The sequence below is a fragment of the Nocardioides sp. genome (assembly GCF_050699375.1).
GTDB lineage: Bacteria > Actinomycetota > Actinomycetes > Propionibacteriales > Nocardioidaceae > Nocardioides.
Genome location: NZ_JBOHDN010000065.1, coordinates 1 through 25,972, shown reverse-complemented (window position 1 = coordinate 25,972; position 25,972 = coordinate 1). Strand labels below are relative to the sequence as shown.

Here is a 25,972-nt window from a genome sequence, read left to right as displayed (position 1 = left end):
TGACCTCAACCCTGACGCCGTCGACATCCGCCATGCCACGATCAGGAGCATGCCTCTCCGCAGATCTCGGCTGCGTCGCATCCCGGCCAGCCTTCTGACCCTCGCTACGGCGACCACCACGGCGGTCGTGCTCACGACCGTCCCGGCCCAGTCGGCCACTCTCCCCCCGGACCGGGCGACCGATCCGCCGACGAGCAGCGAGATCCCGAGCGGCTACTACGACGCCGCTGACGGGCTCTCTGGTGACCAGCTCAAGACGGCTCTCAACGGCATCATCGACGACCACACGACCCTCTCCTACGACCAGGTCTGGGAGGCGCTGAAGGACGTCGACGAGGACCCGAACGACTCCGCCAACGTCATCACCGTCTACTCCCAGCTCTCGCTGCCGAAGAGCTCCAACGGCGGCGACCCCGACCAGTGGAACCGTGAGCACACCTGGGCCAAGAGCCACGGCGACCTCGGCACCTCGGCCGGCCCGGGCACCGACATCCACCACCTGATGCCCGAGGACGTCTCGGTCAACAGCACCCGTGGCAACCTCGACTTCGACGAGACCACCGGCTCGGTCGACCAGTGCTCCGACTGCGCCGTCGACAGCGACTCCTTCGAGCCGCCGGCGGTGAGCAAGGGCGACATCGCCCGAGCGATGTTCTACATGGCCGTACGCTACGAGGGCACCGACTCCTACGTCGACCTCGAGCTCAACGACCAGGTCGACAACGGCTCCGCCCCCTACATCGGCAAGCTGTCAGTGCTCAAGGCCTGGCACGAGGCCGACCCGCCCTCGGAGTTCGAGATCAACCGCAACGACAAGATCTACGCCACCTGGCAGAACAACCGCAATCCCTTCGTAGACCACCCCGAATGGGTCGAGTCGATCTGGTGAGCCCCCTATGCCGACCCGGCGCAACTGCCCCAAAAATTCAGCCCGAGCCGGCGCAACTGCCCCAGAATCGAGGGTCGAGTCGGCGCGTCTGTCCCGCCCAGATGCGTCGAGTCGGCGCAACTGCCCCGAGTTATCCACAGGCTTTTCCACAGGTTGGCTGGACGTAGTGGCGCCATGCCCGAGAGGCTCTCAGACTCTCAGACATGGACTTGGACCTGAACGAGATGTTGTACAACGGCAGCCTCGGGGAAACCTTCCCTCTGCCCCCGAACGAACCATTCACCTACAAGATGGCGCGCCGAGCCGGAATCTCCAGAAGACGCCTCGGCGAGCTCCTCACGAATGGTCTGGTTCGCCGGCCAGTCAAGGGCACCTACCTCGCCACCGAGGCGGGCGACTCGCTCGCCCTACGCGCGGCGTGCCTGAAGCTGGTGGCGCCTCCCGACTGCATCGTCGTCGACAGACACGCAGGGTGGCTGCTCGGCGCTGAGATGGTGCTCGCTCCCGGCGAGCACCTCAACCTCCGCCCGCTGTCGCTCTATCTCCCGGCCGGACGCGGCAGGCTGCGCAACGACATCGCCGACAGCGGGGAGCGCGACATACCTGAGTCGGACGTCGTCGAGATCGGCGGACTCCGGGTCACCAACCCGCTGCGTACGGCCTGGGATCTTGGCCGTGTTCGCTGGACCGATGAGGCGATCGCCGGGGTCAGCTCGATGCACCGGCTCGGCGCGTACGAGACCGAGGAGTTCCTCCAAGGCATCGAGCGGTTCCGCGGCCAGCGATGGGTGACCACCCTTCGTGTCATCGGCCCGCTCGCCGACGGCCGCGTCGAGTCGCCACCCGAAGCAGTCCTCCTGCTGCGCTGCCACCAAGCCGGGTTCCCCGTCACACCGCAGGTCGAGGTCGTGACTGCCGAGGGCGAGTTCGTCGGTCGGCTCGACCTGGCCAACGAGGACCTGCTCGCGGCAGTCGAATACGACGGGGATGACTGGCACTCCTCCCCCAGCCAACGGGACCATGACCAGGAGCGTCGCGAGGACGTACGGCAAGAGGGGTGGCTGATCGAGGCATTCGAGAAGGCAGACCTCTTCACCCGCCACGGCGATGCGGAGGTACGCATCAGACAACTGCGCCACCAGGCTCTGCGGCGGCGCGGAGAGCGGCTGACGGGCTGATCTGGCGAGATCGGTGGGACAGACGCGCCGACTCGACGCCTCAGCGTGGGACAGTTGCGCCGACTCGGCACCTCAACCTGAGACAGATGCGCCGAATCGACGCCTCTGCTTGGGGCAGATGCGCCGACTCGGGGGAAGGTCAGAAGATGATCTCGCCGGACTTCCGGCGGGAGCGGAGGAGGGCGATTGCCTCCTCCAGGATGTCCTCGGCCTCGGCGTCGGAGCGGCGCTCCTTCACGTAGGCGAGGTGGGTCTTGTACGGCTCGATCTTCGGCGCCGGGGGCGCGTTCTCCTCGTCGAGACCCGCTGGAAGGCCGCACTTGGGGCAGTCCCAGGAGTCCGGCGGCGTCGCCTCGACGGCGAACGTGATGACCGAGCGGTGTGCGTTGGCGCAGAAGTAGGTGACGGCCTTCCGTGGCGCTGCCTCGCCACGCTCCGCCTCGCCCATTGGCCCAGCACCGACTCGGGAGCCCCGAATCGCGTTCCCTCCACCTGCCATGGTGCTGCGGTGTCCTCTCTCAACTTAAGTTCGCAGCCCCGAGAGGCCACTTTGGGGGAAGCGGACGGCAAACGCCGTCCAGCGTCGAATGAGTTTAGACGCTATGTCGCGCGCGCTGAAGGGGGTTGTTTCAGTAGGCCATCAGCAGGCCGAGCGCGATCACCGTGGCGAACCAGATCACACCGATACCGATGGTGAGCCGGTCGAGGTTGCGCTCGACGACCGAGGATCCACCCAGCGAGCTCGAGACACCGCCACCGAACATGTCGGAGAGTCCGCCACCGCGGCCCTTGTGGAGGAGCACGAGCACGATCATCAGCGCACTCGCGATGACCAGGATGATGGTGAAGAGAAGTTCCACGTCTGAAATCCTATCTGAAGAGCGCCAAGACTAGGGCACTGCCCTACAGCACCGGTAGGTCGTAGTAACGCGAGACCGCCGCGAAGTCCTCGACCGAGAGACTCGCCCCGCCCACCAGGGCACCGTCGACGTCAGGCTCCTGCATCAGCGCGGCGACGTTGTTGGGCTTCACGGAGCCGCCGTAGAGGATGCGTACGCCGTCGGCAACCTCGGCGCCGAAGACCTTCTCCAGCCGCGCGCGGATGCCGACGCAGACCTCCTGCGCGTCCTGCGCGGTGGCGGTCTCCCCCGTGCCGATCGCCCATACCGGCTCGTAGGCGATCACGACCTGGGCGACCTCGGCGTCGGTGAGCCCGGCCAGCGAGGCCTCGGCCTGGCTGGTGCAGTGGTCCAGGTGGTTGCCCGCCTGACGCACCTCGAGTCCCTCGCCGACGCACACGATCGGCGTCATCTTGTGCTTGAGCGTGATCTTGGCCTTGAGCGCGACGGTCTCGTCGGTCTCGCCGTAGTGCTCGCGTCGCTCGGAGTGGCCCACGATCACGTAGGTGCAGCCGAGCTTGGCCAGCATCGAGGCGGAGACCTCGCCGGTGTAGGCGCCGGACTCCTGTGTCGAGACGTTCTGAGCGCCGTACCTGATGCTCATCTTGTCGCCGTCGACCAGCGTCTGCACCGAGCGGATGTCGGTGAACGGCGGGAACACCGCGACGTCCACGGCGGCGAAGTCGTGGCGCTTGTCGGAGAGCGTCCAGGCGAGCTTCTGGACCAGGACCACCGCTTCTTGGTGGTTGAGGTTCATCTTCCAGTTGCCCGCGATGAGTGGCGTACGCCCCTCGGGCTTCTTCTTGGTCGCCATCAGCCCAGTCCTCCGACGGTGGCCGTGCCGTCCAGCACGGCGATGCCCGGAAGCGTCTTGCCCTCCAGGTATTCCAGCGAGGCGCCCCCGCCGGTGGAGATGTGGCCGAACTGGTCATCAGCGAAGCCGAGCTGGCGGATCGCCGCCGCGGAGTCACCGCCGCCGATGACCGTGAGGCCGTCGACGGTGGTGAGCGCCTCGGCGATCGCGCGGGTGCCCTCGGCGAACGCGGGCTGCTCGAAGACGCCCATCGGACCGTTCCAGAAAACCGTCTTGGCACCCTCGAGAGCCGCGGCGTACGCCGCGGCGGACTCGGGGCCGATGTCGAGGCCGAGCGACTCGGACGGGATGGAGCCGGCCGCGACCACGCGGGCGGACTCCTCGTCGCCGAAGGAGTCCGCGACGACGACGTCGGTAGGCAGCAGGATCTCGACACCGGTCTCCTCGGCGCGCTCGAGGTAGCCGAGCACGGTGAGGACCTGGTCCTCCTCCAGCAGCGACTGGCCGACCTCGTTGCCCTGGGCCTTGAGGAAGGTGTAGACCATGCCGCCGCCGATGAGCAGCTTGTCGGCCTTGCCGAGCAGGTTGTCGATCACGCCGAGCTTGTCGGAGACCTTGGAGCCGCCGAGCACCACCACATAGGGACGCTCGGGCGTCTCGGTGAGCCGCGTGAGCACGTCCACCTCGGTGGCCACCAGACCACCCTGCGCGCTCGGGAGCAGCTTGGCGACGTCGAAGACCGAAGCCTGCTTGCGGTGGACCACGCCGAAGCCGTCGGAGACGAAGGCGTCGACGAGGGCAGCGAGCTGGGCCGCGAAGGTGGCCCGCTCGATGTCGTCCTCGCTGGTCTCACCGGCGTTGAAGCGTACGTTCTCGAGCAGTGCGACCTGGCCGTCGCCGAGGCTGCCGACGACCGAGCTGGCGGACTCGCCGACCGTGTCGGTCGCGAAGGAGACCTCGGCGCCGAGCAGCTCACCGAGCCGCACGGCTACGGGCGCGAGCGAGTATTGCGGGTCCGGCTCGCCCTTCGGGCGCCCGAGGTGGGCGACCACCACGACCTTGGCGCCGGCGTCGGCCAGCGCCTTGATCGTGGGGACCGAGGCACGGATGCGACCGTCGTCGGCGATCGTCGTGCCTTCCAGCGGGACGTTGAGGTCGGAGCGCACAAGAACACGCTTGCCCGCGACCCCCTGCTCGATGAGCTGTGTGAGATTCAGAGACATAACGGGCTAGACACTAACCTGCGACACCTGTCCTGGCGTCACAGGCTCGCGCCGACGTACGCGACCAGGTCACCGAGCCGGTTGGAGTAGCCCCACTCGTTGTCGTACCACGCCGCGACCTTGACCTGGTTGCCGATCACCTTGGTCAGCGGTGCGTCGAAGATGCAGGAGGCCGGGTTGGTGACGATGTCGTGGGAGACGATCGGGTCGGTGGAGTAGACGAGGTACTTCCCGTCGGCGGCCTTCTCCATGATCGAGTTGATCTCCTCGACCGTGGTGTCGCGGGAGGCCTCGAAGGAGAGGTCGACGATCGAGCCCGTCGGCACCGGCACTCGCAGCGCGTAGCCGTCGAGCTTGCCCTTCAGCTCCGGCAGCACCAGGCCGATCGCCTTGGCGGCACCGGTCGAGGTCGGCACCACGTTGAGCGCGGCGGCGCGGGCGCGACGCAGATCCTTGTGGATGTTGTCCTGGAGGTTCTGGTCGGCGGTGTAGGCGTGGACCGTCGTCATCAGGCCGCGGTTGATGCCGATGCCGTCGTTGAGTGCCTTCGCCAGCGGAGCCAGGCAGTTGGTCGTGCACGAGGCGTTGGAGATGACGGTGTGACCGTCGGGGTCGTACGTCTTCTCGTTGACGCCCATCACGATGGTGGCGTCGTCGTTCTTCCCCGGCGCCGAGATGATCACCTTCTTCGCCCCGCCCGAGTCGACGTGAGCGCGCGCCTTGGTGGCGTCGGTGAAGAAGCCGGTGGACTCGATCACGACGTCGACTCCGAGGTCGGCCCACTTGAGGTTCGCCGGGTCACGCTCTGCGTACGCCTTGATCTCCTTGCCGTCGACGACGATCGCGTCGTCGGTGGCCAACACCTCGGCGTCCAGCGGGCCGAGGATCGAGTCGAACCTCAGCAGCGTCGCGAGCGTCGCGTTGTCGCTCAGGTCGTTGACCCCGACGATCTCGATGTCGAGGTCGGAGGCGCGGACCGCGCGGAAGAAGTTCCGGCCGATCCTGCCGAAGCCGTTGATGCCTACTCGAACTGTCACGTGCACTCCTGGTTCGCGTCGAAGACTGTGGGCGGGATCACCCGCCGACGACGACACTACCCAGCACCCCTGAGCTGCGGGAGACTGGGTTTGATCGTTCCAAAAGACGGACGAGTAGCATCCGGCCGACAGCCCGTCGCTGACGGAGCCCTATGCGTCCTCGGCGAGCATCTCCGCGGTCAGCGAAGCCTCGGTGTCGGGGATGCCGAGCTCCTCGGCCCGCTTGTCTGCCATCGCCAGCAGGCGACGGATGCGGCCCGCGATGGCGTCCTTGGTCAGCACCGGGTCGTGCAGCTGACCGAGCTCCTCGAGCGAGGCCTGCTTGTGCTCCAGGCGCAGCTTTCCGGCCTGGCGCAGGTGGTCGGGGATCTCCTCGCCGAGGATCTCCAGAGCCCGGTCCACCCGCGCTCCCGCGGCGACCGCCGCGCGGGCCGAGCGCCGCAGGTTGGCGTCATCGAAGTTGGCCAGCCGGTTGGCGGTGGCCCGGACCTCGCGGCGCATCCGGCGCTCCTCCCAGGCCATCAGCGACTCATGGGCGCCCAGACGGGTCAACAGCTGGCCGATCGCGTCACCGTCGCGGATGACGACACGGTCCACGCCGCGTACCTCTCGCGGCTTTGCGGAGATGCCGATGCGACGGGCCACCCCGACGAGGGCCAGGGCCGCCTCCGACCCCGGGCAGGTCACCTCCATCGAGGAGGAGCGGCCCGGCTCGGTCAGCGACCCGTGGGCCAGGAAGGCGCCACGCCAGGCGGCGACAGCGTCGCAGGCACCGCCCGAGACGACGGCCGGCGGAAGCCCGCGTACGGGACGTCCGCGCTGGTCCAGGAGGCCGGTCTGGCGCGCGAGCGCCTCGCCGTCCTTGACCACCCGCACGATGTAGCGGCTGCCCTTACGAATCCCGCTCGCCTGGATGAGTGCAACCTCTGCCTCGTGGCCGAAGACGTCGGCGATGTCTCGCTTCAACCTCCGGGCGGCCATACCGGTGTCGAGCTCAGCCTCGACCACGATCCTGCCTGCCACGATGTGGATTCCCCCGGCGAACCTCAACGTCGAGGCCACCTCCGCCTTCCGGCAGCATGTCTTGGTGATCTGAGTGGAGGCCAGCTCGGCCTTCACCTGTCCCGTCATCGCCATGTCGAGAGTCTTTCATTGTTGTCAACGACCCTAGAACCGGTTCCATTTCGGAGCACTCCGAGTGGGGCCAGAGCGAGGCTTGCGGGGTTGGGACGGCCTCGGCGCGGTGCCATGACGCGAGGGCTTCGACAAATCTCGTCGCCCGGCCGCGTACATTCACCCCGCCCCGATCACGCTCGCGTACGCCGCGGCGAGCCGCTCCGGGTCGTGGCGAGGAGTCCCGTCACCAAGAGCGACGTCGGCCACGACGACGCCCGCACCGCACTTGTCGGCGACCTGATGGAGCTCGTCCAGGCCGTCCATCGAAGCGTCGACGAGGACCGTGTGAATTCGCAGTTCAGGAGCATGTTCGAGGAGCACGTCGAGGTGCTCCGCCGGACCGAATCCGGTCGTCTCCCCCGGCTGCTCGCCGAGGTTGAGCACAACGACGATCTTCGCGGCGGTGGCGACCAGAGCCTCACGCAGAGCCTGCACCATCAGGTGCGGCAGCACCGAGGTGAACCACGACCCGGGCCCCAGGAACACCCACTCGGCCTCCTGGATCGCCTTGACCGCGTCGGGCGCCGCCGGCGGGTTGTCGGGGATCAGCCGGATCGACTCGATCTGGCCGTCGGTGGTGGCCACCTCGACCTGTCCGCGGATCGTACGGCGCTCCTCGGGGTCCTCGAGGACCAGCCCGCTCACCTCGGCGACGATGTCCATCGGCACCAGTGCCATCGGCAGGACGCGGCCCTTGGCGGCGAGCAGGCGTCCGACCCAGTCGAGGGCCTCGACGTGGTCACCGAGCTGCTCCCACAGACCCACGATCAGCAGGTTGCCCAGGTTGTGGCCTCGCATCTCCCCCTCACCGGCGAACCGGTGCTGGAGCACCTGCGCCCAGGTGTCGTCCCAGCGGTCCTCGCCGCACAGCGCGGCCAACGCCATCCGCAGGTCACCCGGCGGGAGCACCCCGAACTCTCGCCTCAGCCGCCCGCTGGAGCCGCCGTTGTCGGCGACCGTCACGATCGCGGTGAGCCGATCGACTGTCAGATCGTCGACCAGCAGCCGCAACCCGCTCAGCGAGGCGTGCAGCCCGTGCCCTCCCCCCAGGGCGACGACGGCCTGGGCGTCCGCCCCGGGCCGGTCGGCCCCGGCCACGCTCACTCCCGACCGAGGTCTCGGTGGATCGCCTTCGCCTCCAGGCCGGCATCTCGCAGCCGCCGGGAGATCTCCTCCGCCATCGCTACGCTGCGGTGCTTGCCACCAGTGCACCCGATCGCCACGCGCATGAACCTCTTCCCTTCGTGAAGATAGCCCTTGGTCACTCCGATGAGCACCGGAACATACCCGCTCAAGAACTCCTCCGCGCCAGGGCGTGAGTAGACGTAGGCAGCGACGTCGGGGTTGTCGCGTCCGTTGCCGCCCTTCAGCTCCGGCACCCAGTGCGGGTTGGGCAGGAATCGCATGTCGGCCATGAAGTCGGCGTCGACCGGGATCCCGTACTTGAACCCGAAGCTCACCACCGACACCTTCAGCGTCGTGGTCTCCGGCGTGCCGAACGCCTGCGCGATCCTGGCGGTGAGCTGGTGCACGTTGAGCTGGGTCGTGTCGATGACCAGGTCGGCGGAGCCCCTCAGGCTGGCCAGCACCACCCGTTCGCGCTCGAGCGCGTCCAGCAGCCGCTCGTTGCCCTTCTGCATCGGGTGGGGCCGTCGGGCCGCCTCCTGGCGGCGGACGAGGGTGTCGTCGGCGGCGTCGAGGAAGACCAGGGTCGTACGCCGCCCGGTGGAGCCCTTCGCCAGGATCTCTTCGAGCTCGGCGAAGAACGACCCCGAACGTACGTCGGTCACGACCGCGATGGGCTGCTGCGGGCCTCGCGAGGCGTCGACCCGCTCGGCCACCTGCGGGAGCAGGCTCGGCGGCAGGTTGTCGACGACGTAGTAGCCGAGATCCTCCAGCTCCTTGGCCGCGGTGCTTCGCCCCGCGCCGGTCATGCCGGTGATGACGACGAGCTCCCCCTTGTGCATGACCTACTCCTCGATGATCTCGCCGGTGGTGACGTTGATGGAACCAACCCTGCCACCCTTCGTCGTCTGCTCCACAGCGGCCTTGATCGCCGCGGCGGTGCTCGGGCCGATGCCGGGCACCTGGGCGATCTCCTCGGCGGTGGCCGCACGGAGCTTCTTCAGCGATCCGAAGTGCTTCATCAGGGTCTTGCGACGCACCTCGCCGAGGCCGGGCACGTCATCGAGCAGGCTCTCGACCATCGACTTGCTCCGGCGGCCGCGGTGGTGGGTGATCGCGAACCGGTGCGCCTCGTCGCGGACCCGCTGCAGCAGGTAGAGGCCCTCCGAGGACCTGGGCAGGATCACCGGGTCCTCCTCCCCGGGGACCCAGACCTCCTCCAGCCGCTTGGCCAGGCCGACGACCGGGATGTCATTGACGCCGAGCTCCGCCAGGGCGCGCTGGGCGGCAGCCACCTGCGGCGCGCCGCCGTCGACGACGACCAGCCCCGGGGCGTACGCGAACTTCCTCGGCCGACCGGTCTCGGGGTCGACGAGCATCGGGCCGTTGGCCCCTTCGATCTCCGTCGAGACGACGCTGGTGGACTGCTCGTCGAGGAGCCGCTTGAACCGCCTGGTGATCACCTCGTGCATCGCCCGGACGTCGTCGGAGCCGTCCTGGCCCTTGATGATGAACCGGCGGTATTCGGACTTGCGGGCCAGGCCGTCCTCGAAGACCACCATGCTGGCCACGATCTCTGTGCCCTGCAGGTGGGAGATGTCGTAGCACTCGATCCGCAGCGGCACCTCGTCGAGCTCGAGCGCCTCCTGGATCTCCTCCAGCGCCCGGTTGCGGGTGGTCAGGTCGCTGGCGCGCTTGGTCTTGTGGAGAGCGAGGGACTGCTTGGCGTTGCTGGCGACGGTGTCCTGGAGCGTCTTCTTGTCCCCGCGCTGCGGGACCCGGATCCGGACCTTCGCCTTGCGTACGTCGGAGAGGAGCTCCTCGAGGGTCTCGCTGTCGGGCGGGAGCGCCGGGACCAGGATCTCGCGCGGGATCGCCTCGCCAGGCTCGCCAGACTCACCAGCCTCGCCGGCGTAGAGCTGGAGCAGGAAGTGCTCGACCAGGCCCGCGGTATCGGCGTCGTCCATCCGGTCGGCGACCCAGCCGCGCTGGCCCTTGATGCGGCCGCCGCGGACGTAGAAGATCTGGACGCCGACCTCGAGCGGGTCCTCGGCCAGCGCGATGACGTCGGCGTCGGCGCCGTCGCCGAGCACCACGGCCTGCTTCTCCAGCGCGCGCTGCATCGCGGCGAGGTCGTCGCGCAGGCGGGCTGCCTTCTCGAAGTCGAGCGCCTCCGAGGCGGCGAGCATCTCCTTCTCGATCCGCCGCGTGAAGGGCGCCGTTCGGCCGGCCATGAAGTCGCAGAAGTCGTCGACGATCTCACGGTGGTCATCGGCGGAGATCTCCCCGACGCAGGGCGCGGTGCACTTGTCGATGTAACCGAGCAGGCACGGCCTGCCGATCTGCTGGGACCGTTTGAAGACGCCGTTGGAGCAGCTGCGCATCGGGAAGACCCGCAGCAGGATGTCGACGGTCTCCCGGATCGCCCAGGCGTGGCCGTAGGGGCCGAAGTATCGGGTGCCCTTGCGCTTGGCGCCGCGGCCGACCATGACCCGCGGGAACTCGTCGGAGACCGTGACCGCGAGCCAGGGGTAGGACTTGTCGTCGCGGTACTTGACGTTGAACCGCGGGTCGAACTCCTTGATCCAGGTGTATTCGAGCTGGAGCGCCTCGATGTCGTTGTTGACCGTCGTCCACTCGACCCCGGCCGCGGTGGTGACCATCGTGGCCGTACGCGGGTGCAGGCTCGGGATCGGCTGGAAGTAGTTCGCGAGCCGCTGGCGCAGGTTGATCGCCTTGCCGACATAGATCACCCGGCCCTTGGGGTCACGGAACCGGTAGACCCCAGGCTGGGTGGGGATGTCTCCAGCTTTGGGGCGATAGCTCTGCGGATCGGGCACGCTCCAACCCTAGTGGCGACCACGGACAGTCTCGTCGGGTGCAGAGACGGCGACGCCCGACGACGATGCCCGGCCGGAGCTCCGGCCGGGCATCGTCTCTCCATCACACAGGTCAGCCGAGCAGCTCCAGCTCGGAGAGCGTGATCCGGTCGCCGGCGGAGCCGGTGAACTCGATCCGGTAGCGGTTGTACCTCGCCTCCGAACCGAGCTTGAACGGTCTGGTGGCCTGCTGCCAGTCGAACTTCTCACCGGAGCGCTCGTCGAGCACCTTCCAGGAGGTCCCGTCCATCGATCCCTTGACGACCCAACCGGTCGGAGAACCGCCCGCGACGCCGTTGGTGAGCGTGTAGAACGACACCGGGACCCGCTTCTTGTTCAACCGGTATTCCACCCAGCCGTCGCCGGCCACGGTGGTCTCGGTCCCGGAGTCGTTGTCCACCAGGATCTCGCCGTCGCTGCCGCTGGTCAGGATCGTGCCCTTGCCCGGACCGGACCTGTCGGCGATCGGCGTGGCCGGCTTCGACCCCTCGGTCAGCGACGGCGGCGCTGCCGAGCGCTTCGTGCCCCACGAGGACGGGCTCGAGCCCATGTCGAACTCGATGGTTCCGCCGTCGGCGAGCTCCTTGTGGGAGACGTACGTCTTGTCCCACTTCTTGCCGTCGATCTTGACACCCTGCACGTAGATGTTCTCGGTGCTGTTCTCGGGCGCCTTGACGACCAGGTCCTTGCCGCCCTCGAGGTGCAGCGTCGCCTTCGTGAACAGCGGCGAGCCGATCACGAGGTTCTCGCTGCCCATCTGCAGGGGGTAGAGGCCGAGTGCTGAGAAGAGGTACCACGCCGAGGTCTCGCCGTTGTCCTCGTCGCCGCCGTAGCCCTGCCCGATCTCCGAGCCGGTGTACATCCGGCGCAGGGTCTCGCGGACGATCTTCTGCGTCTTCGACGGTTGGCCCGCGTAGGTGTACATCCACGGGATGTGGTGGCTGACCTGGTTGGAGAAGCCCCACTGCCCCATGCGTACGTCTCGGGCCTCACGCATCTCGTGGATGATGCCACCGTAGGAACCGGGGTACTCCCCCGTCTCCGGCGTGGAGAAGAAGGTGTCCAGCTTCTGCGCCAGACCGTCTCGGCCGCCGTAGAGGTTGGCCAGGCCCTGGCCGTCCTGCGGGGTGTGGAAGGCGAAGTTCCAGCCGTTGGTCTCGGTGTAGTCGTGGTCGCTGCCCCACACCAGCGGGTTGAACTCCTGCGGCGACTTCTTGAAGGTGCCGTCGGCGTTGCGTCCCTGGAAGAAGCCCACCTTGGTGTCGAAGGTGTTCACGTAGTTGCGGGCCCGGTCGAGGAAGTACTCCGACTCCTCGGTGAACCGCTTCTTCTCGGCGCTGGAGATGCCCTCGCGCTTGGCCAGCGCGGCGGCCATGTTGCCGATCCCGAAGTCGTTGATGTAGCCCTCGAGCGCCCAGGAGACGCCCTCGCCGACCGCCGCCGGCGTATAGCCGAGGAACAGCGACGTCTGCATGCCCTTGCGGCCCACGTTGGAGTTGGTCGCGGTGCCCGGCGGCCGGACGGTGGCGTTCTTCACGGCGGCCTTGTACGCGGCCTCGGCGTCGATCCCCTTGACACCCTTGACGTACGCATCGGCGAAGGAGACGTCGGAGCTCGTCCCGGTCATCAGGTTGGCGTAGCCCGGGGAGGACCAGCGCGAGATCCAGCCGTTGTCCTTGTACTGCTGCACGAAGCCGTTGACCATCTCGGCGGCCTGGCTCGGCTCGAACAGGGAGTACGCGGCCCAGGTGGTGCGATAGGTGTCCCAGAAGCCGTTGTTCACATAGACCTTGCCGTCCTTGATCTCCGCGCCCGTGTGGGTGGGGGTGGTGCCTGGCGGGTTGCCTTCCTCCGAGGTCGACTGCACGGCGTGCTGCCAGGTCGGCTCCTCGGCGGTGCCGGTGTTCTCGTGGCCCGAGTTGGGGTAGAGGAACAGCCGGGCCAGGTTGGAGTAGACGGTGGTCTTCTCGTCCTTGCTCGCCCCCTCGATGTCGAGGATGTCGAGCTTGTCCTGCCACAGCGCCTTGGCCTCGTCCTTGACCGTGTCGAAGGAGTCGTCGGCGACCTCGAGCTCGAGGTTCCGCTTGGCCTGGTCTGTGCCGATCAGGCTCGTGGCGATGCGCATCGTCACCGTCTTGTCCGCACCGGCGTCGAACTCGAGATGACCCTGTACGTCGGGGCGCTCGCCCTGGGCGTACTTGCCGCCGCCGGTGACCGGCTGGTCGAAGGTGGCGTAGACGTACATCCGGGTCGCGCCGTTCGACAGGCCGCTGCGGGTGTCGGTGTAGCCGGACAGCGTCCCGTTCTCCTTGTCGAGCGTCAGTCCGCCGTTGTCGTTGACGTTGTCGAACACCAGGCTCGCGTCGTCACCGGGATAGGTGAACCGGAACATCGCCGCGTGGTCGGTCGGCGCGATCTCGGCACGCTGACCGTTGTCGAAGTCGACCTTGTAGTAGTAGGGGCGCGCCGTCTCGTTCTCGTGCTTGAAGGTCAGCGACCGCGCATCTCTTCCCGGGTCGGGGGTGCCGGAGGATGCCGACGGCATCACCTGGAAGGTCTGCCGATCCCCCATCCACGGGCTCGTCTCGTGGCTGAGGGTCAGTGCCTGCAGCCGCGTACGGTTCTGCTTGTCGTTGTCCTCGTGATAGCGGTAGAACCACGACAGCGAGCCGGCGTTGGTCATCGGCGCCCAGAAGTTGAAGCCGTGCGGAACGGCCGTCGCCGGGATGTTGTTGCCTCGGGAGAAGTCGCCGCTGGACTGGGTCCCGCGAGTGGTCAGCGCGTAGTCGGCACGACTGGTGACCTGTGGCGTCTCGGGCGCCGCGGTGATCTTGATGTCGTCGTACCAGCCGCGGAACTTCGTCGGCCCGCTCGGAGTGTCGACGGCGACCAGGATGCGGTCGATCGTCCTGCCCGCGGCCACCTCCCCGATGACGGAGACCTTCTTGTTCCACTGGTTGGTGTAGAGCGACTTCGACTCGCCCTGCCCCTTCGGGGAGAGCTCGTAGCCCTGCGCGTCGAGCGCGCCCAGGTCGGAGAGATGGGTGCCGTCGGTGAAGGTCAGGTCGACCGCTGTGTAGGTGCTCGGGTAGCTCAGGTCGCCCTCGATGAACTCGGGGAAGAGCAGGTAGGACAGCTCGGTCTTCTTGCCGACCGGGATGTCGACGTCGAAGACCCGGTTGTACGAGAAGCCGCCGCTGTCACGGGTGACCTTGCCGGCGTACTCGAGCGTGTGCAGGCCGGTGAAGCCGACCTTGGACTTGGCGGCGTACGCCGAGGCGGGGCCGTCGTCGGGATGGCTGGTCATGTTCTCCAGCGGCGGCGGGGGTTCTGAGCCGTCGGAGAGCTGCCACTCGGCCAGCTGGAGGATTTCACCGGACTGGTTGGCGGTGATGTCGATCCGGTAGTAGGAGTACGCCTGCGGGGACGCGATCTCGAACTCCTTGGTCTCGAAGCGCTCCTCCCACGACTGGCCGGTGCGACTGTCCAGGGTGGTCCAGGTCTGACCGTCGGCAGAGCCCTGGATCTCCCAGTCCTTCGGGTCGCGCTCGGCCGCGTCGTTGGCCGAGGTGAGTGCGTACCTGACCACCTGGATCGGCTGGTCGAGCTTGATCGTCACCCAGCCGGCGGTGTCGAAGGTCAGCCACTTGGAGTTGACGTCACCATCGACGAGCTCGGCCGCGCCCTCACCCCCGTCGGCGTTCTCGTCGCTCGCGGTCGCCTCGGTGATGTGACTGGAGATGTCGCCCGGGATGCCGGAGGGGTCGGGGCCGGCGACACCCTCCGAGCGTGGTTTGCCGTCCTCGTCGGTGTCGACCAGGTCGGCCCAGGTCGGCTGCGGGTCCTCCTCCTCGAAGGAGGTCGCCCAGTCGCCGTCCTCGACGCCCTCGATCCGCTCGGGGTCAGCGGTGTTGCTCTTCGGCGCGGACGGCTCGGGTGCCTCCGGGGTCGCGAACGCGGGCGTGGTCCCGCTCATCGCGAGCATCAGTGCCGCTGGTGCGGCGATCATCGCGGCCAGGCGGAAGGCCCGGCGTCGTCTCGTCGGTCGTGCGTCCCAGTGGTGCATTGATGTGATCTCCTTCACATGGGGGAACAGGGTGATCGAACACCCGGATGACAACGTTGTCAACGAGATTGGCAAAGGATTTACGCGGGAAGTCGGGGCTCTTGTGCGGCTGATCGCCCGACACACCGCCGAACCTGTGACATCGTTGTCGCGACCACGTCGGCGACTTACTCTTGGGGTGTGGCCCTACCTCCGTCCGAGACGACCCCCCAGCAGCGGCGACCGACGATGAAGGACGTCGCCGCCGCCGCGGGCGTGAGCCTGAAGACCGTCTCGCGGGTGGTCAACGGCGAAGCCAACGTCAACGACGACCGACGCTCAGCTGTGCTGGAGTCGATCGCCGCACTCGGCTTTCGCCGCAACGCCAGCGCACGCGACCTCCGCCAGGGCCGGTCGGGCAGCGTCGGCCTGCTCCTGGAGGACGTCGCCGATCCGTTCTACTCGATCCTGTCGCGAGCGGTCGAGGAGGTAGCCCGCGGGCACGGCACGATGGTGTTCGCCGGATCCTCGGCCGAGGACACCGAACGGGAACGCGAGCTCGCCCTGGCGTTCTGCGAGCGACGCGTCGACGGCCTCATCGTCGTACCAGCAGGCACCAGCCACTCCTACCTCCTCCCCGAGATACAGGCCGGCATCCCGGTAGTGTTCGTCGACCGTCCGCCCGGCGACATCGACGCCGACATCGTCCTCACCGACAACGCCGGCGGCACCCGGCGCGGGGTGGAGCACCTGCTGTCCTTCGGTCACCGGCGGATCGGCTTCATCGGCGACGCACCGGGGATCTACACCGCGGGCGAGCGCCTTCGCGGCTATCGAGAGGCACTGGAGTCCGCCGGAATCCCTTTCGACGACCAGCTGGTCACCCAGGCGCCACCGTCACCCGCGTCGACGACCGACGCGCTGGACCGGCTGCTCGGCGGGCCGTCGCCGGCGACCGCGCTGCTGTGCGGCAACAGCCGCACCACCGTCAGCGTGCTCCGCGAGCTCGCCCGCCGCTCGACGCGACTGGCCCTGGTCGGGTTCGACGACGTCGAGCTCGGCGATCTGCTCCGGCCCGGGCTCACCGTCGTGGCGCAGGATCCCGGCGCCATGGGTGCTGCCGCCGCGCGCCTGCTCTTCCAGCGCATCGCCGGCGACGTCGGCGGCCCGACGCAGACCGTCACGATCGGCACCCGACTGATCGCCCGGGGCTCCGGAGAGCTTGACGCTCCCTGAGTCTGGGGATATCGGGCCCATCGACCCTGGATTTTAAAGTCTAGTGGTCTAGTATTGTTATGTGCATTGTCGTGACCGCTATGGATACTCGCTGACCACCAGTGACCAAGCCGCCCTGGCCTACTCCCAGGGACTGTTGAACGTGCTCCGACTGCGCGACGGCGCTCTCGCTTCGTTCGCGGCCTCGATCGTCCTCGACCCGACCTTCGCGCTGGGACATGCCGCGCTCGCGCTGCTCGGCCACGAGATGTGTGCTCCCGTCGACGTCGGCGCGCGCCTGCGGCAGGCCCGGCTGCACGCCAGGCGGGCGACCGAGCGGGAGCGCAGCCACGTCCACGCTGTCGAGGCTCACATCGATGGCAATCCGCGGCCGCTCATCGACCACCTGGCGGCTTTCCCGAGGGACGCGCTGCTGCTGTCCACCTCGGTCCCGACCATCGCGTTCGCCGGCGCCACCGAGGTGCCCGAGGAGGCCTGGGCGATCGTTGAACGTGCCGCGCCCGCGTATGGTGACGACTGGTGGTTCGCCGGCCTGCTCGCCTTCGTACGCCAGGAGCAGCGCCGCTTCGACGACGCGATGACGCTCGCCTGCGCCTCGCTGGCGGTCGAACCCGGCGCCGGGCACTCCGCCCACGCCCGCGCGCACGCGCACTATGAGACCGGGGACCACGAGGCGGGTCTGGCCTGGATGTCGTCATGGGTGCTCGGCGACGGCGCTGAGATCGACTCGCTCTCGCACTTCTCCTGGCACGCCGCGCTGCACGAGCTCTCGCTCGGCGACATGGAGGCCGTACGCCGCCGCTACGAGTCCCAGCTCCAGCCCGGCCACGCGCTGGGCTGCCGGGCCCTGGTCGACTCCGGCTCGTTGCTGTTCCGCTGGGCGCTCACGCCGGGAGCGCGCGACGTGCCAGACATCGCCGAGGTCATCCGCGTCACCGGCCGCGAGACGATGATCCGGCCGGCTACGCCGTTCCTGGCCATGCACACCGCGGTCGCGCACCTCGCCACCGGGGACATCGGCGCTCTCGACGAGCTGAGGTCGTGGGCCGCCGGCCACGTACACCCGACGATGGCCGACGTCGTCTCACCCCTCGCCGGGGCACTGGGCCTGATGGCGCGCGAGGAGCACTCCGCCGCGGCCGACAGCCTCGCCGCGCTGGCGCCGTCGATCCGCCGCCTCGGCGGGTCAGACGCTCAGCGGGAGATCATCGAGGAGGCCCGCATCGCCGCCCTGCTCCGCGCCGACCGCTGGGACGACGCGCGGGTGCTGCTCGACGCCCGCCTCGACCGCCGCCGCTCCCCCCGCGACTCCGCCTGGCGTGCCGAGGCCCTCGCCGGCGCCTGACCCGCCGAGAAGTCACCTCTGCAGACCGAGGCGTCAACTTTGCAGGCCGAGACGTCACTCCTGCAGATCGAGGCGTCAACTTCGCAGGCCGAGTGGGCAGCGCAGTGACGTGTGGACCTGCAGAACAGACCTCTCGGCCTGCACAAGTGACCTCTCGGCCTGCAGAACTGACGTCTCGGCCAGCGGGGGTGACCTTCGGCGGGGGTGACCCTTGGCGGGGTAACCCTTGGTGGGGGTGACGCTTGGCGGGGGTTCAGCTGGGGACGATGTCGCCGTCGGTGACCTTGAAGGTCACCTCATCGAGGGGGTCCTCGGCGGGGCCCTGGGCCACCGAGCCGTCCTCGATCGAGAAGCGGCTGCCGTGGCAGGGGCAGTCGATGGTGCCGTCGACGACCTTGGTCAGCGTGCAGCCCTGGTGGGTGCAGACCGCGGAGAAGACCTTGAAGGTGCCCTCGGTGGGTTGGGTGGCGACCAGGTTGCGATCGGCGAGGATCACTCCCCCGCCCACGGGGACCTCGCTGGTCGCGACCAGCGGACCGTCACCCGCATCGCCCCCGGCGGAGTCGCCACCCGAATCGGTGCCACTCTCGTCGCTGCCGCACGCAGCGAGAAGCGGGACACCGACCGCGGTGACTGCGGTGCTCGCGAAGACCTTCCGCCGGGTGATTCGAGATTCACTCATGCGACAAAGAATAGGCTGGGTTGACGAGACTGATCGCGGACTGGGCGTAAACCTTCACACACGATTCTCGACAGGCTCAGGACGCCGCGACCCTCCTCCGCGCCGCCGACTTCTTCGCGGCGGACTTCTTCGCGGCCGCCTTCTTCGCCGGGCTCGCGTTGTCCGGGGCGGCCTTCGCCTTCACCGGCTTGGCCGGTGGCTGCTCGGCGGCCTTGCCCTCGAGCTGCGGAGCGAGGAATCCACCGGTGTGGCTGCCGGGGGTCGCGGCGACGGTCTCGGGGGTGCCTTCGGCGACCACCATTCCACCGCGGTTCCCGCCCTCCGGGCCCATGTCGATGATCCAGTCGGCGGTCTTGACGACGTCGAGGTTGTGCTCGATCACCAGCACCGTGTTGCCCTTGTCGACCAGCGAGGAGAGCACGCCGATGAGCTTGCGGATGTCTTCGAAGTGGAGCCCGGTGGTCGGCTCGTCGAGCACGTAGAGCGTCTTGCCGGTCGAGCGCTTCTGCAGCTCGGAGGAGAGCTTGACCCGTTGCGCCTCACCGCCGGACAGGGTGGTCGCGGGCTGCCCCAGGCGTACGTAGCCCAGGCCGACCTCGACCAGGGTCTTCATGTGGCGTGCGATCGCGGGCACGGCCGCGAAGAAGTCGACCGCCTCCTCGATCGGCATGTCGAGCACCTCAGCGATCGACTTGCCCTTGTAGTGCACCTCGAGCGTCTCGCGGTTGTAGCGCGCGCCGTGGCAGACCTCGCACGGGACGTAGACGTCGGGCAGGAAGTTCATCTCGATCTTGATCGTGCCGTCACCCGAGCACGCCTCGCAGCGGCCGCCCTTGACGTTGAACGAGAACCGGCCCTGCAGGTAGCCCCGCATCTTGGCCTCAGGGGTGGAGGCGAAGAGCTTACGGACGTGGTCGAAGACACCGGTGTAGGTGGCCGGGTTGGACCGCGGCGTACGACCGATCGGGGACTGGTCGACGTGGATCACCTTGTCGACGTTGTCGAGGCCGGAGATCTTGGTGTGCCGACCCGGAACGGTGCGGGCGCGGTAGAACTCCTTGGCCAGCGCGGTGTAGAGGATGTCGTTGACGAGCGTCGACTTGCCGGAGCCCGAGACCCCGGTGACCGCGAGGAAGAGCCCCAGCGGGAAGGTGACGTCGATGTCCTTGAGGTTGTTCTCTCGGGCACCGTGCACGGTCAGCTCTCGCCCGGCGGTGCGCGGGCGGCGTACGGCAGGTACGGCGATCTCGCGGCGCCCCGCCAGATACTGGCCGGTGATCGACTCCTCGTTGGCGAGGAGCTCCTTGACCGGGCCGGAGTGGATCACCTGGCCGCCGTGCTCGCCCGCGCCGGGGCCGATGTCGACGACCCAGTCGGCGACGTTGATGGTGTCCTCGTCGTGCTCGACCACGATGAGCGTGTTGCCGAGGCGCTTGAGCCGCTGGAGCGTCTCGATCAGGCGGTGGTTGTCGCGCTGATGAAGCCCGATCGAGGGCTCGTCGAGCACGTAGAGCACGCCGACCAGGCCGGAGCCGATCTGGGTCGCGAGCCGAATCCGCTGCGCCTCGCCACCGGAGAGCGATCCCGAGGGCCGCTCCAGGGAGAGGTAGTCGAGGCCGACGTCGAGGAGGAAGCGCAGCCGCGCCTGGATCTCCTTGAGCACCTGCTCGGCGATCTGACGCTCGCGGCCGCTGAGCTCGACCTTGTCGAGCCACTCGGCCGCCTCGTTGATCGGCATCGCGCACAGCTCGGCGATGTTGAGGCCGCCCTCACTCCTCTCCCCCAGCGTCACCGAGGTGGAGACGGGCTTGAGCCGGGTGCCACCACAGGTCGGGCACGGCACCTGGCGCATGTAGCCCTCGAAGCGCTCCCGGGTCGTGTCGGACTCCGCCTCCTTGTGGCGGCGCTCGACCCAGCGGCGTACGCCCTCGAACTCGGCGTCATAGGAGCGGCGGCGGCCATAGCGGTTGACCGAGACCACGTGCACCTTGTGCCCGTGTCCGTCGAGGATCGCCTTCTGGCCCGCTGCCGGGATCGCGTCCCACGGCGTCTCCAGGTCGAAGCCGAGCTCGCCACCGAGAGCCTCGAGGAGACGGAGGAAGTAGTCGGCGACGTGAGCCTGGGACCACGGCTGCAGCGCTCCCTCGGCCAGCGTCGCGGCCGGGTTGGGGACGACCAGCTCGGGGTCGACCTCCATCCTGGTGCCCAGACCCGTGCAGGCCGGGCACGCACCGAAGGGCGAGTTGAACGAGAAGGAGCGCGGCTCCAGCTCGTCGGTGTCGAGCAGATGGTCGTTGGGGCACGACATCCGCTCGGAGAACTTCATCTGCTCGCCACTGTCGACGAAGTCGAAGACGACCAGACCGCCGGCGAGCTCCAGCGCGGTCTCGACCGAGTCGGTCAGCCGCCGCTTGGAGGACTCCTTGACCGCGAGCCGGTCGATGACCACCTCGATGGTGTGCTTTCTCTGCTTCTCCAGCTTGGGAGGAGCGTCGAGCTGATAGGTCTCGCCGTCCACACGCACCCGCGAGTAGCCCTGCTGCTGGAGCTGGCTGAAGAGCTCGACGTACTCCCCCTTGCGGGCCCGGATCACCGGGCTGAGCACCTGGAAGCGCCGTCCCTCCTCCAGTGCGAGCACGTGGTCGACGATCTGCTGCGGCGTCTGGCGCTCGATCGGCGCCCCGCAGGTCGGGCAGTGCGGACGTCCCGCGCGGGCATAGAGCAGACGCAGGTAGTCATAGACCTCGGTGATCGTCCCCACGGTCGATCGAGGGTTCTTCGAGGTCGACTTCTGGTCGATCGACACCGCCGGGGAGAGGCCCTCGATGAAGTCGACGTCGGGCTTGTCCATCTGGCCCAGGAACTGGCGAGCGTACGCCGACAACGACTCGACATAGCGCCGCTGGCCCTCAGCGAAGATGGTGTCGAACGCGAGGCTCGACTTGCCGCTTCCCGACAGGCCGGTGAAAACGATCATCGAGTCTCGAGGCAGGTCGAGCGAGATGTCCTTGAGGTTGTGCTCCCGGGCTCCCCGGATGATCAGCTGCTGCTCCGCCACGTTCTTTCCTCGTCCAGTGCTATCGCATCGCGCTACTGCGTCGAACAGATGTTCGCATCATACGACGCCAAGAAGTCTCCCAGTTGGCACCCTCTCACGGAGCACCGACATTTTTACCTGCGGCGTTGCTCGGCGTGCTTGCATGGGTGCATGAGCGATGTTCCCTCCACTTATACAGGCGCCGTGAAACCGGGCGGACCGGCCGACGTTCGCGAGCTCGCCGGCCTGACCATCACGAAGGTCGCCGTCGACGAGCAGATGTCCAACAACTGCTATCTGCTGCGCTGCCGGACCACCGGCGAGCAGCTCCTCGTCGACGCCGCGGCCGAGCCCGAGACCCTGCTCCCCCTGATCGGCGACCGGCTCGGCACCGTCGTCACCACCCACCAGCACTGGGACCACCACCGAGCCCTGGCGGACGTCACCGCAGCGACCGGCGCCACCGCCCTCGCCGGCGAGCCCGACGCTGCCGCGGTCACGGAGGCCACCGGCGTACGCATCTCGCGTGCCCTCTCCCACGGCGACACGGTTACCGTCGGCGACTGCTCTCTCGAGGTGATCGCCCTGCGCGGCCACACACCCGGCTCGGTCGCCCTCGTCTATCGCGATCCCGAGGGCACGCCGCACCTGTGGACGGGCGACAGCCTCTTCCCAGGTGGCGTCGGAAACACCCAGAACGACTCCGTACGCTTCGCCCAGCTGATCGACGACGTCGAAGAGCGCATCTTCGGAACCCTCCCCGACGACACCTGGTTCTACCCAGGGCACGGCGACGACTCCACGCTCGGCGCCGAGCGCCCCCATCTCGCCGAGTGGCGCGAGCGCGGATGGTGACCACCTCTCGGGTCACCAACGGGTCCTGGCGCTCCTAGCCGAGCGCCTGCGGATCCGGATCGGAAGTGGGCGTCGGCGTCTCGGACGGCTCCGGTTCGGTGGTGGGATCGTCCGGGTCGCTCGGCTCGGTGGTCGGCTCGGGTTCGCTCGTGCGCGTCGGCCCCGAGGTCGGAGTCGATCCGCCCGGCCCGGTGGGCTTGGTCGACGCACTCGGAGCCGCCGGGTCGTCTGGTTCGGCGGTTCGCGCAGGAGCAGGCTCCCCCGGCTCGTACGCCCCGCCCTCGCTCTCGCGCTCGGCCGCGCCCCTCGAATCGTCTGAGGGGTCGGCGCTGGGCTTCCGGGACGACTTCTCGGAGGGCCGCAACGGCAAAGGCTCGACCTCGGAGTAGTTGGTCCCGGTGTCCCCGTACCCGGTGACCGGATCGCGCTTGGGCTGCTCGGCCTCTGCCAGGCTGGCGAGCAGGACGACGACCCCGAGGCCGGTCATGACAGCGCCGGACAGGATGCCCGCGACGGCGATCTGCTTGCTCTGCAACTCGACTCCCTGTGCATGCCCCGCGCATGATGTGGCGCACAGCGTAGGGCAGCCCCGCCCGGGGCGTCACTCTCCCCTGGGCATCGGGAGCAGTGTGACCGTCACAGACGGCCCGGCGCTCAGCTCAGCCGGTTCAGTCGGTCGGCGACCCGGACGGGTCGTCCGGGTCGGTCGGCGACTCGCTGGGATCGCTGGGCGACTCGCTCGGCTCGCTCGGCGACTCGCTCGGCTCGCTCGGCGACTCACTGGGGTCGCTCGGGCTCTCGCTCGGCTCGCTCGGCGACTCGCCGGGGTCGCTCGGCGACTCCGTCGGGCTGCCCGTCGGCCTCGGTTCCACCGGCGGGTGGGTCGGACGCGCCGGAACCGGCGAGGTCGACCCGGTCATCGACTCCTCGATCGCCCGCGGGCTCGCCGGGACCGACTCGCCGATCTCGGGAGCCTGGCTCCCGGGGCCCCTGGTGTACGGCTCGCCCTCCGACGGCGTCGAGGACGACTTCTCCAGCGGTGCCACCGGCGAGACCGGCGAGATCAGGCTGACCCCGGACTCCTCACCCGATGCGTACCGCTGTCCGGGCTCCTCTGCCCCAGCGTTGCCGACGATCAGTCCGCCGATCCCGATGCTTGTCATGGCCAGTCCGGTTGCCATTCCGGCCAAAGCGATCTGCTTGCGATGCAACACGATTCCCCCGTGATACCAACGACTCGACTCGTTCTCTGGTCGTGCACAGTAGACCTACAAAGATCCAAACTGTGCGACCACTATCGGAGTGTCGAGCCCCGCTGGCAAGTCCTCGCCATCTATCGTTCGACCGATAAAACCGCAGGTAGGACGCTTGTTCGCCCAGCGCGAACTATCGCGTCATCCGATGTGACCAGCGCTAATGTGATGTCATGGGCGAATTGATCAGGTTTCCCGGCCGACCGTTACCGGATGAGAATAAATCCGCGCCGCTATGGCGTGAGGCCGCCGGGCAGGTGATCCGTGAGGAGAGATCGCGCCAGGAACGTACGCTCTCCGAGGTCGCCGGCGACGCCGGTGTCTCGACGCAGTATCTCTCCGAGATCGAGCGTGGCCGCAAGGAGCCCAGCTCCGAGGTGCTCCAGGCGGTCGGCGGCGCGCTCGGTCTCGGCCTCGTCGACCTCACCGAGCGCGTCACCCGCACCCTGCGCACCGCCGCCCATCCGTCCGGCCCCCTCGCCCTTGCCGCCTGAGCGCCCGGGCTCACACCGTGGCGAGCTTGCGGCTCTCCAGCACGCCGTCCGCCAGGCCGTACGCCACCGCGCCCTCGGCCCCGAGGACCAGGTCGCGCTCGGTGTCGGTGTGGATCTGCTCCCGGCCGTGGCCGGTGTGACGCGCCAGCAGCGTGTCCATCTCCGCACGCACCCGGCTGATCTCCTTCGCCGCGACCTGCAGGTCGGTGACATCGCCCCGTTGACCGTCCTGGCCGGGCTGCTGCAGCACGACGCGCGCGTGCGGCAGGACCATCCGGCGCCCCGGCTCCCCAGCGGCGAGCAGCACGGCCGCGGAACCCGCCGCCTGGCCCACGCACGTGGTCGCGACCGGGGCACCGATGAACTGCATCGTGTCGTAGATGCCGAACATCGCGGTGGGGTCGCCGCCGGGCGAGCTGAGGTAGAGATTGATCTCGGACTCGGGCGAGTCCGACTCCAGGTGCAGCAGCTGGGCGATGACCACGTTCGCGACGCCGTCGTCGATGGGCGTACCGATATAGACGATCCGGTCCGAGAGCAGACGACTGTAGATGTCGACGGCCCGCTCGCCGTTGCGGGTCTTCTCGACGACCGAGGGAATCGTGTAGGAGCTCATCGGGCCACCTCCGTAGCGCAAGAGCCAGAGTACGGACGCGTCCCGATGAAAGATCCGACGTTCGCTCGCTGACGCTCGCTCATCGGGCACCCCCAGCCGCGGAGAGACCGAAGGCGACGCTGCGCTGCTGCACCGGGGTCACCGACTGCACGTCGTCGAGCACCTCGTCCACGAAGCCGTAGTCCCGCGCCTCTTCCGCGCTGAACCACCGATCACGCAGCGAGTCGTTGTCGATCTGCTCGACGCTCTGTCCGGTGTGCTCGGCGGTGATCCGCAGCATCTGCTCGGTCATCCGCGCCAACCGCGCGGCCTGCACCTCGATGTCGGCCGCGGAGCCGCCGATCCCGGCCGACCCCTTGTGCAGCAGCACCTCGGTGTGCGGGAGCACGTAACGCTTACCCGGGGTGCCGGCGGTGAGCAGGAACTGCCCCATGCTCGCCGCCATGCCCATCCCGAGCGTGGAGACGTCGTTGGGGATCAGGTTCATCACGTCGTAGATCGCCATCCCGGCGGTCACCGAGCCACCTGGCGAGTTGATGTAGAGGGAGATGTCGCGGTGCGGGTCCTCGGCCGAGAGCAGGAGCAGCTGCGCGCAGATCCGGTTGGCGATCGCGTCGTCCACCTCCTGGCCGAGCACGATGATCCGCTGATTCTGGAGCCTTGCCGTCAGCTGCTCGTCGAGCGGCCCGGCCGCCATTGGTGTCTGAGTCATGCTGTCGAGCCTGATCCAGGCGTACGCCGCATTCCAGCGAATCTGCCGAAGGCAGATCTGCCCACAGCAGAACGCCGCGACCCGATGGGCCACACCGATAGGTTGGCGTCGTGCGCTGTGTGATTCTCGATGACTATCAGGATGTGGCCAGGACGTACGCCGCATGGGACTCGCTCGACGGCGTCGAGGTCACCTCGCTCACCTCGCATCTCGAGCCCGATGCCCTCGTCCGGGCCTTGGACGGAGCCGAGATCGTGGTGGCGATGCGGGAGCGTACGCCGTTTCCGGCCGCCGTCCTGGAACGGCTGCCGTCACTGAGGCTGCTGGTCACGACCGGGATGCGGAACGCTTCGATCGACCTCGACGCGGCGGCCCGGCTCGGTGTCACCGTGTGCGGCACCCCGTCGAGCCCGCATCCGCCGGTCGAGCTGACCTGGGCGCTCATCCATGCGCTGACCCGCCACATCGTCACCGAGG

At 68.3% G+C, this 25,972-nt stretch carries 22 protein-coding genes and 1 pseudogene; 7 read left to right on the top strand and 16 right to left on the bottom strand.

Going from position 1 to position 25,972, the window contains the following annotated elements; all coding sequences use genetic code 11:
* The first annotated feature begins 49 nt into the window (after positions 1 to 49).
* Both ACRDPS_RS04300 and ACRDPS_RS04295 read left to right on the top strand, forming a co-directional pair.
* The gene (locus tag ACRDPS_RS04300) at positions 50 to 889 is read left to right on the top strand and encodes an endonuclease I family protein (protein WP_431500387.1); all 840 of its coding nucleotides are present in this window, start codon (positions 50 to 52) and stop codon (positions 887 to 889) included.
* A gap of 203 nt (positions 890 to 1,092) precedes the next feature.
* Positions 1,093 to 2,067: a type IV toxin-antitoxin system AbiEi family antitoxin domain-containing protein gene (locus ACRDPS_RS04295; RefSeq protein WP_431500386.1), complete on the top strand. Its 975-nt coding sequence runs from the start codon at positions 1,093 to 1,095 to the stop codon at positions 2,065 to 2,067.
* A gap of 139 nt (positions 2,068 to 2,206) precedes the next feature.
* Here ACRDPS_RS04295 and ACRDPS_RS04290 read toward each other — a convergent pair whose 3' ends face one another.
* From ACRDPS_RS04290 to ACRDPS_RS04245, 10 genes are all read right to left on the bottom strand, one after another.
* A complete protein-coding gene (locus tag ACRDPS_RS04290) occupies positions 2,207 to 2,566 on the bottom strand; it encodes an RNA polymerase-binding protein RbpA (RefSeq protein ID WP_008357153.1) in 360 nt (119 codons plus the stop codon).
* Positions 2,567 to 2,696: 130 nt separating this feature from the next.
* Complete coding sequence (secG, locus tag ACRDPS_RS04285; protein WP_431500385.1) at positions 2,697 to 2,927, bottom strand: preprotein translocase subunit SecG; 231 nt, start codon at positions 2,925 to 2,927, stop codon at positions 2,697 to 2,699.
* Positions 2,928 to 2,970: 43 nt separating this feature from the next.
* Positions 2,971 to 3,780: a triose-phosphate isomerase gene (gene tpiA, locus ACRDPS_RS04280; RefSeq protein ID WP_431500384.1), complete on the bottom strand. Its 810-nt coding sequence runs from the start codon at positions 3,778 to 3,780 to the stop codon at positions 2,971 to 2,973.
* Complete coding sequence (locus tag ACRDPS_RS04275; RefSeq protein ID WP_431500383.1) at positions 3,780 to 5,003, bottom strand: phosphoglycerate kinase; 1,224 nt, start codon at positions 5,001 to 5,003, stop codon at positions 3,780 to 3,782. The genes tpiA and ACRDPS_RS04275 overlap by 1 nt, the downstream gene beginning before the upstream one ends.
* A gap of 38 nt (positions 5,004 to 5,041) precedes the next feature.
* Positions 5,042 to 6,040 carry a type I glyceraldehyde-3-phosphate dehydrogenase gene (gene gap, locus ACRDPS_RS04270; protein ID WP_431500382.1) on the bottom strand — a complete coding sequence of 333 codons (999 nt, stop codon included), beginning with the start codon at positions 6,038 to 6,040 and terminating at the stop codon, positions 5,042 to 5,044.
* A gap of 150 nt (positions 6,041 to 6,190) precedes the next feature.
* Complete coding sequence (gene whiA, locus ACRDPS_RS04265; RefSeq protein ID WP_431500381.1) at positions 6,191 to 7,177, bottom strand: DNA-binding protein WhiA; 987 nt, start codon at positions 7,175 to 7,177, stop codon at positions 6,191 to 6,193.
* 156 nt (positions 7,178 to 7,333) lie between these two features.
* Positions 7,334 to 8,314 (bottom strand): gluconeogenesis factor YvcK family protein, encoded by a 981-nt coding sequence (locus ACRDPS_RS04260; RefSeq protein WP_431500380.1) that lies wholly within the window; start codon positions 8,312 to 8,314, stop codon positions 7,334 to 7,336.
* 2 nt (positions 8,315 to 8,316) lie between these two features.
* Entirely contained in the window at positions 8,317 to 9,183 is an 867-nt protein-coding gene (gene rapZ / locus ACRDPS_RS04255; protein WP_431500379.1) for an RNase adapter RapZ, read from the bottom strand.
* Positions 9,184 to 9,186: 3 nt separating this feature from the next.
* Positions 9,187 to 11,181: an excinuclease ABC subunit UvrC gene (gene uvrC / locus ACRDPS_RS04250; RefSeq protein ID WP_431500378.1), complete on the bottom strand. Its 1,995-nt coding sequence runs from the start codon at positions 11,179 to 11,181 to the stop codon at positions 9,187 to 9,189.
* Positions 11,182 to 11,293: 112 nt separating this feature from the next.
* Complete coding sequence (locus ACRDPS_RS04245) at positions 11,294 to 15,286, bottom strand: GH92 family glycosyl hydrolase (protein WP_431500377.1); 3,993 nt, start codon at positions 15,284 to 15,286, stop codon at positions 11,294 to 11,296.
* A gap of 180 nt (positions 15,287 to 15,466) precedes the next feature.
* Between ACRDPS_RS04245 and ACRDPS_RS04240 the strand changes: the two genes are divergently transcribed.
* Together ACRDPS_RS04240 and ACRDPS_RS04235 are read left to right on the top strand one after the other, a co-directional pair.
* Entirely contained in the window at positions 15,467 to 16,501 is a 1,035-nt protein-coding gene (locus tag ACRDPS_RS04240; RefSeq protein WP_431500376.1) for a LacI family DNA-binding transcriptional regulator, read from the top strand.
* Positions 16,502 to 16,562: 61 nt separating this feature from the next.
* On the top strand, positions 16,563 to 17,846 hold the full coding sequence (locus tag ACRDPS_RS04235; RefSeq protein WP_431500375.1) for a pyridine nucleotide-disulfide oxidoreductase: 1,284 nt from the start codon (positions 16,563 to 16,565) through the stop codon (positions 17,844 to 17,846).
* Positions 17,847 to 18,099: 253 nt separating this feature from the next.
* Here the strand turns inward: ACRDPS_RS04235 and ACRDPS_RS04230 are convergent, their stop codons facing one another.
* Entirely contained in the window at positions 18,100 to 18,528 is a 429-nt protein-coding gene (locus ACRDPS_RS04230) for a Rieske (2Fe-2S) protein (RefSeq protein ID WP_431500374.1), read from the bottom strand.
* A 76-nt stretch (positions 18,529 to 18,604) separates the two neighbouring features.
* A complete protein-coding gene (gene uvrA / locus ACRDPS_RS04225; protein ID WP_431500373.1) occupies positions 18,605 to 21,586 on the bottom strand; it encodes an excinuclease ABC subunit UvrA in 2,982 nt (993 codons plus the stop codon).
* 150 nt (positions 21,587 to 21,736) lie between these two features.
* On the opposite strand from uvrA, the gene ACRDPS_RS04220 reads away from it, so the two are divergent.
* On the top strand, positions 21,737 to 22,420 hold the full coding sequence (locus tag ACRDPS_RS04220; RefSeq protein WP_431500372.1) for an MBL fold metallo-hydrolase: 684 nt from the start codon (positions 21,737 to 21,739) through the stop codon (positions 22,418 to 22,420).
* Between the two features lie 34 nt (positions 22,421 to 22,454).
* On the opposite strand, the gene ACRDPS_RS04215 is transcribed toward ACRDPS_RS04220, so the two are convergent.
* Both ACRDPS_RS04215 and ACRDPS_RS04210 read right to left on the bottom strand, forming a co-directional pair.
* Positions 22,455 to 22,955, bottom strand: coding sequence for a hypothetical protein (locus ACRDPS_RS04215; protein ID WP_431500371.1), 501 nt, complete (start codon positions 22,953 to 22,955; stop codon positions 22,455 to 22,457).
* Between the two features lie 133 nt (positions 22,956 to 23,088).
* On the bottom strand, positions 23,089 to 23,601 hold the full coding sequence (locus ACRDPS_RS04210) for a hypothetical protein (RefSeq protein WP_431500370.1): 513 nt from the start codon (positions 23,599 to 23,601) through the stop codon (positions 23,089 to 23,091).
* Between the two features lie 329 nt (positions 23,602 to 23,930).
* On the opposite strand from ACRDPS_RS04210, the gene ACRDPS_RS04205 reads away from it, so the two are divergent.
* The gene (locus tag ACRDPS_RS04205; RefSeq protein WP_431500369.1) at positions 23,931 to 24,167 is read left to right on the top strand and encodes a helix-turn-helix domain-containing protein; all 237 of its coding nucleotides are present in this window, start codon (positions 23,931 to 23,933) and stop codon (positions 24,165 to 24,167) included.
* A 10-nt stretch (positions 24,168 to 24,177) separates the two neighbouring features.
* Here ACRDPS_RS04205 and ACRDPS_RS04200 read toward each other — a convergent pair whose 3' ends face one another.
* The gene (locus tag ACRDPS_RS04200) at positions 24,178 to 24,783 is read right to left on the bottom strand and encodes a ClpP family protease (protein WP_431500368.1); all 606 of its coding nucleotides are present in this window, start codon (positions 24,781 to 24,783) and stop codon (positions 24,178 to 24,180) included.
* A 79-nt stretch (positions 24,784 to 24,862) separates the two neighbouring features.
* Entirely contained in the window at positions 24,863 to 25,495 is a 633-nt protein-coding gene (locus ACRDPS_RS04195; RefSeq protein ID WP_431500367.1) for a ClpP family protease, read from the bottom strand.
* Between the two features lie 110 nt (positions 25,496 to 25,605).
* Here ACRDPS_RS04195 and ACRDPS_RS04190 point away from each other — a divergent pair.
* Positions 25,606 to 25,972, top strand: a pseudogene (locus ACRDPS_RS04190) (D-2-hydroxyacid dehydrogenase family protein); the annotation flags it as partial.

What these genes read in the sequence shown, in the direction of transcription:
- ACRDPS_RS04300 (WP_431500387.1), top strand. Translation starts at nt 50, where the DNA reads ATGCCTCTCCGCAGATCTCGGCTGCGTCGCATCCCGGCCAGCCTTCTG.
- ACRDPS_RS04295 (WP_431500386.1), top strand. Translation starts at nt 1,093, where the DNA reads ATGGACTTGGACCTGAACGAGATGTTGTACAACGGCAGCCTCGGGGAA.
- ACRDPS_RS04290 (WP_008357153.1), bottom strand. Translation starts at nt 2,566, where the DNA reads ATGGCAGGTGGAGGGAACGCGATTCGGGGCTCCCGAGTCGGTGCTGGG.
- tpiA (WP_431500384.1), bottom strand. Translation starts at nt 3,780, where the DNA reads ATGGCGACCAAGAAGAAGCCCGAGGGGCGTACGCCACTCATCGCGGGC.
- ACRDPS_RS04275 (WP_431500383.1), bottom strand. Translation starts at nt 5,003, where the DNA reads ATGTCTCTGAATCTCACACAGCTCATCGAGCAGGGGGTCGCGGGCAAG.
- whiA (WP_431500381.1), bottom strand. Translation starts at nt 7,177, where the DNA reads ATGGCGATGACGGGACAGGTGAAGGCCGAGCTGGCCTCCACTCAGATC.
- rapZ (WP_431500379.1), bottom strand. Translation starts at nt 9,183, where the DNA reads ATGCACAAGGGGGAGCTCGTCGTCATCACCGGCATGACCGGCGCGGGG.
- ACRDPS_RS04245 (WP_431500377.1), bottom strand. Translation starts at nt 15,286, where the DNA reads ATGCACCACTGGGACGCACGACCGACGAGACGACGCCGGGCCTTCCGC.
- ACRDPS_RS04230 (WP_431500374.1), bottom strand. Translation starts at nt 18,528, where the DNA reads ATGAGTGAATCTCGAATCACCCGGCGGAAGGTCTTCGCGAGCACCGCA.
- ACRDPS_RS04220 (WP_431500372.1), top strand. Translation starts at nt 21,737, where the DNA reads ATGAGCGATGTTCCCTCCACTTATACAGGCGCCGTGAAACCGGGCGGA.
- ACRDPS_RS04210 (WP_431500370.1), bottom strand. Translation starts at nt 23,601, where the DNA reads ATGGCAACCGGACTGGCCATGACAAGCATCGGGATCGGCGGACTGATC.
- ACRDPS_RS04200 (WP_431500368.1), bottom strand. Translation starts at nt 24,783, where the DNA reads ATGAGCTCCTACACGATTCCCTCGGTCGTCGAGAAGACCCGCAACGGC.
- ACRDPS_RS04195 (WP_431500367.1), bottom strand. Translation starts at nt 25,495, where the DNA reads ATGACTCAGACACCAATGGCGGCCGGGCCGCTCGACGAGCAGCTGACG.